Origin of the sequence: Bacillus cereus group sp. BfR-BA-01441 (genome assembly GCF_022663075.1) — a bacterium.
In the GTDB taxonomy this organism is placed as follows: Bacteria; Bacillota; Bacilli; order Bacillales; family Bacillaceae_G; genus Bacillus_A; species Bacillus_A cereus.
The window spans coordinates 1-5,916 of sequence record NZ_JAKUEU010000151.1 but is presented as its reverse complement, the minus strand read 5'-3'; the positions used below and the strand labels follow the sequence as shown (position 1 = coordinate 5,916).

Sequence of the window (5,916 nt, the reverse complement as noted above, 5' to 3'; positions counted from 1 at the left end):
TTGTAGATATCCGATCTCTAGTACATGCTTGCATATAATAATAAGATCATAAATAAGATGATGAGATTGATATGTTAACCAAACTTAGTTAAGTATACTTCGAATATCCATAAAGATAACATTGACATGAAACAAGAAATCGCTATGAGATTAATATAACATTAACAAAAACTATTCAAACTAAGGATGGATCATCCTAATTGTTAATGTCATGTTGATCAGAGATAGAAACTACCATTTCGACTTAGAGATACTAGTTATTCTAATGGGTGTTTATGACTTAAACCCACTTAAAAAGTTAATAAAAGTAATTGGTAATAAAATATAGCATGCGCTGGTTTGCTAGTTGTTACATCCTATTAACTAATAATAATAAATGTAGATCTACCAAATGGTTTTACGTTAATTCACATCTAGGTACCATCGGATTGATATAATATGTAAAATATTGATATGAAATTAACGTCTACACATTTTCATTTCGTTTCATATCAATGTTAATTGATATGTCAATTTCAATCGGGGGTATTAGTGTTGGATAATTATTTATATGACATTAACATATCGGGGTTATTTACTTCAAATTTTGTTAATAAATTTAATAGAGATAGATTTTCTTTGAAACCTTCTTGATCAAGGAGATTTATAAAAAGAATGGTGTAGCGTATTTGAAATTTAGTTATAAATAGCAGTTGTAATGTTCAGGTATATGACTTATTTAGTTGGGCATACTATAAGTATGAGTTTTTTTATGATAAAAAAGTACAGATAATATCTTTACAATCTATAATTATAGATTGTAGTTTTTATAGTATTTGAGTGAAAGAAATGGTTTTGAAATTTAGCTATAATAGAAATGTTTTTGTGCGTCATTCAATTTTAAGCATGCGCAAACTAAAAATCATTTTAATTCTTACAAGAAAAACATGTTATGGATGTATATTCATCATTAGCGTTCCTTTTTGTCTAATAACTAAAATAGGAATCCGAAAGCTATTTTATAATCTTTGTTTGCGAAATATGTAATTAGTAAGTTGGCTTAGGTATGAACAGGCTGGGTTAGTTTAATTTATATTTATCTCTCAATATAGGATTTCATGTCAATGTCAGTTGATGTGTTAATATCAATGAACGTGTTTATACCACTTGATTGTTTACATAACATTAATATGTATTAGTCGTTTGCTGTTAGTTATGTTATGAGTACTATAAAGATTGTTTTGTATCTAAAGTTCTCTAAGGTAAGGAATATATTAAATGAATATTTTTCACTTTTGATATTTAGTTGTAAATATAAATCGAAATTTTGGTATGAAAATCCTGTACTTAGATATACTAATAGTATTACCTGAATTAGGTGATTAAATGACATATGCAAAAAAAGAAAAAGGTTAATCAATTAGAAGCATTATTTTTGTGAGCTTAATTAATAATTGCGAATTAGTATTGACATTTAGATACTATAAAGATAATCTAATACATAAGTTTTATTGTTTAAAATTAATATATGAATCGAGAGATATTTAATTCTTGCTAAACGGACACACCGAGGGCATATACCTGCCATTGGTGTGTCTTTTTTTATTTAATAACTAGAAAATGATAAGGAGAATATTAAAGAATGAATGAAATTATTAGTGAAAGCAAAAGAAGATTTGATAAATATTGTAAAGATAATCAAGTTTTTGAGGAGAGAATTAATTCTCTTATTAACTACTATTTTTTACTGCTTGCTGATCGTGTAAACATTTTACAAGATAGAGAATTTAATAACGAGGTCGAAGAGAAGCAATTTAAAAGCAGTCTCAAAAGATTTGAAACATTATTCCCAGCTGCTGCTAAGAATGCATTTTTAAAAGGATATCAGCTTGGTTTAGAGTTTTTCAAACATCCAGAGACAGTGATTCCGGATTCTCTATTTACAAATCCTAATTTTGTACAAGATATTCCTTTTGCAATTGTAAATGCAGCGGAATTTAGCATTTATGAATTAGTTCGAACGGATGAAACACAAGAGTTTAGTGTATTTGCTGTTCGAACGTATGAAGGCATTAAACCCATAATGGAGCAAGTATTTTGTGAAATTGCATTGTTTGGTGCGGAAATTGCACTTGAGCATGAACGTGAGGAAAGAGGACTGAAAGTAGTAGAAGGAAAAACAACTACTTTTACAAATGTTCCAGTAGATCGTTTATTTACAATTACTCCATCTGTAGCTGCTAATGTTGTGCATGCAGACGGCCGCTGTGAAATCTGGAGTCTAAACTGGAATACGAAAGTAACTTTAGATAACCCTTTTATTGAATTAGCACAAGTAACCATTGTTTACAAAGACAAGACAGAAATACAAAAAAATCTTCGGGATGGATTTATATATGAACAAAGTTTATTTAGTGCGGTACCGTTAGAAGAAATCGAGGATCGTTTAGAGGTTAGAGTCAAATATAACCTTATTGATAATATGCCATGTAATTTGGAGGGATTTGAAATAGAATCACTTCTCACCGAACTATTAACAAAAATACAAAATGCAACAAAAGTGCCTTTTGAAAACATGCTATTACTTTAAAGCGATTTTCTATCAAAGAGGAGTTTTTTATAATGAAAAAGATTGTATTAGCTATTAGTGATTCTGTGTATACGGCATATTTACGTGAGGATTTTATTGGTGCGGGATTTGAAGTAGCTGATAGTGATGTCATGCACATCAAGTATTTAGATGAAATTCTGGATACGGAAAAACCCGATATTCTATGTATTAATGACAAACGATTAAATATTGATGCGGGACACGAAGATAAGCGGGAATTAATTATCTTACAGAAGTTAAGAGACATTCGCTTTCAGAAGGATATTCGAATTGTAGTATTTACAGAGCGTGAAAATGATGATGAGTTTTTAGCGAAACTGATTTATCTAGGTATCTATGACATTTTTAACTCTCGTAAAATTGATATTGATAATAAAGTCATCCCACAGCTGCTGCAGGAATCAGATATTAAAAATGTAGCAGAAATTGTAGGAGCAAGTCAGGCACCGCAACAAACGAAATTGTCCGACGTTCCTGTTGATGAGGAACAAGAGGAAGTATCAAGTGAATTAGAGGAAGGTAGCAACAGTGAACCGCACTCTAAATCAAAATTATTTAAAAACAAAAAAAAGCGTAAGTATATTCAGGAGGAAACGCCAAAAGCGCCAATTATTAAAAAACAGTATAAATTGGCTTTTGAGCCAGTATATGAGAAACAAATTGGTATTGCTATTCCAAGAAAAACAATTGTGGTGGCCAGTATGAACAGGAGAAGTGGTGCTACTTTTGTTTCGCATCTTTTAGCTGCTTATTTAAATGAACTACAGATTGATGTGAATTATATAGAGAATCTATATGATGATGGCTATACGTATCCAATACTTAAGGGATATACAGAAGCTCCAAAAAACTACCGTAGTGAATTTATGTTGCAAAGATATAAGGAGATGCTACAAAAGGAAGCTGATATATTATCAATTCCAAAATGGAAGCAAGGAAGAATAAATTATATCGTAAAGAATCCTATAGTGGACCAAGAGTTGAAGAATGAAACAGATCATGACTTTGACCATTTTATTAAGGTTTTATTGGGTAACCAAGAAGCACCTATTTCGATTATTGATGCAGGGAACGATTGGGATAAAGATTTATACCATGAGATATGTGAAATGGCAGATTATATATTCTTTGTAGCAGAACCAGATTTGCATCAATTGCTAAAGATAGCACATCCTCTTACACCAAAAGAGAGAAAGCTCGTTTCTTACTTAAATTTAGAGAAAACGAGAATCATTGGGAATAAGTTTTCTTCTGCACTTTTAAAGCATGAAGTAGTAGAAGAATGTTTTGGAGATAAGGTATTAACTGCTTTACCAACATATGAGATAGAAGATGTATTTGAATCTCAATTAAATAGTAGTACGTTACTATCTAGTCGGAACTATTATAAAGAGTTAGAAGGAATAATGAAGGGAATAGCAGAGTTGCTGCTACCAAACCAATTGTTGAACCAAAAGAAAAATTCCATTTTAAGTGGATTTCGATTTCGAAAGTCTGAAAGTTAATGGAGTGTGAAGAGGAATGCAAAAATTTATTATAGGTGCCGCCTCATTATTATTATTTGTTGGCTGTTTATTCTTAATGACAGATATGATCATTGGAGATACAACACACACCGATAATAAGTCTGCACTAGAACGTGCTGGAAGTACAGCAATGGATAAATCCGTAAAAGTAGGTGTTTTACGAGCACAAGAAGAAATTGCTATTGAACCAGAAATCGCAAAGAAAGAATTTGAAAAGTCTTATAACCAAAATGCAACATTTAAGGATCCGGCATCAAAACGAGAGTTTTCTGTACATGGTGTACAAGAGCAACCTGCAATGATTGCGGTTGAAGGAGAAGCCGAAGCTGCTAGTTATACTAAACAATTTGATGAAAAGAAAGGCAGCATTAAGAGTAACGCAAAACACATATTTATTTATGAAGCAGATTCTGACAACAAGAAAGCTGGAGGAAACATGAAATAAATACGAAAAAGTAGGTGTGTAAGAAATGCAAAATACAGTAACAACAGCGCTTTTTCTAACACTTTCTTTACTATTGATAACTCTTATACCAGAAGGTGTACTGTATGGAATGCAGTTAATAAAGGCACATGATTTTGCTTCTAGTACAGTAGAGTTAGCAGAAAAAACAGGTGGTTTTCAGTACACGTATGAAGGAAAAAATGTAAATCTAATCCCTGATATAGAGAAGAAAATGAAAGAGCAGAATATGGATGGATGGAAATATGAATATACAAAAGGGCGTGTAGATCATAATCAGCCATTGAATTTTAAGATAAAAGCTGAACATCACTTCTTTATTTTTAAAATGATAGGGATAGATAGTGTGAAAGCACCGATATGGGCTAGCAAAGATGGAATGGGACAAATTTATTTCCGTTGAAAATATCAATATGTATAAAAAGAGGTGAAAAACTATACTGAAAGGTGTAGTTTTTTTACTAAAAAAATATTAATAATATATATGAATATTTTACAAGTCTCTTCACTTGTGGTTATATTTTCTATGTGAAACAGTAATTATAAAAAAACATAAATTAAATAATTTATATGTTAAATTATGTGGATTTTATGTTTAAATTCGGTACAATAAAAGAATCTATGAAAAAATTAATATATTTGGAGGAACAAAGAATGGCAAACAAATTTTTAAAAACAGCAACAGCACTAACAATTATGGGTACATCACTATTAGGAGCAGGAGCATTTACTGCTAAAGCTGATAACACAGACTCATTAAAATTCAATGATGTTCCAGCAAATCACTGGTCTACAAAAGCAATTTATGATTTAACAAATCGTAAAGTAGTGCAAGGGTACGGAAATAATATCTTTGGTTTTGGTGACAATGTAACTCGTGGACAAGTTGCTCGTATGATTTATATGTACGTAAAACCAGCAGAAGCAGATGCTAGCTTCAAAAATCCTTTTACTGATATTAAAGGACATTTGTTTGAAAAAGAAATCTTAGCACTTGCTAAAGCAGGACTTGTGAATGGATTTGGTGATGGAAAGTATGGTCCAGATGATATTTTAACTCGTGAACAAATGGCACAAGTACTTACAAATGCTTTTAAATTTAAGGCAACGAAAACAACAAAATTTGCAGATGTTGATAAAAATTCTTGGTCTTACGGTGCAATTAGTGCGTTGGAGGAAAATGGGGTTACAATTGGTACAGGAGGTAATATGTATTCTCCAAAAATGTTTGTAACACGTGAAGCGTATAGTCAATTTTTATATAACTCTATTAATGTAATTGAAAAAGTACAGAAACCAGAAGTGAAGCCAGACCCAAAACCTGAAACAAAACCAGA

Annotated in this window: 5 protein-coding genes; all 5 read left to right on the top strand. The window is 31.2% G+C overall.

Translation table 11 applies throughout. The annotated features are described in order from the left end of the window. The first annotated feature begins 1,621 nt into the window (after window positions 1-1,621). Window positions 1,622-2,569 carry a hypothetical protein gene (locus tag MR107_RS28935; protein ID WP_001002562.1) on the top strand — a complete coding sequence of 316 codons (948 nt, stop codon included), beginning with the start codon at window positions 1,622-1,624 and terminating at the stop codon, window positions 2,567-2,569. 32 nt (window positions 2,570-2,601) lie between these two features. Beyond that, complete coding sequence (locus tag MR107_RS28930) at window positions 2,602-4,095, top strand: hypothetical protein (protein WP_242293069.1); 1,494 nt, start codon at window positions 2,602-2,604, stop codon at window positions 4,093-4,095. 16 nt (window positions 4,096-4,111) lie between these two features. Beyond that, window positions 4,112-4,561, top strand: coding sequence for a hypothetical protein (locus MR107_RS28925; protein WP_242293068.1), 450 nt, complete (start codon window positions 4,112-4,114; stop codon window positions 4,559-4,561). A gap of 25 nt (window positions 4,562-4,586) precedes the next feature. Beyond that, a complete protein-coding gene (locus MR107_RS28920; RefSeq protein ID WP_242293067.1) occupies window positions 4,587-4,982 on the top strand; it encodes a DUF4320 family protein in 396 nt (131 codons plus the stop codon). Between the two features lie 188 nt (window positions 4,983-5,170). Beyond that, a partial coding sequence (locus MR107_RS28915) for an S-layer homology domain-containing protein (RefSeq protein ID WP_242293066.1) occupies window positions 5,171-5,916 on the top strand: 746 nt, incomplete at its 3' end.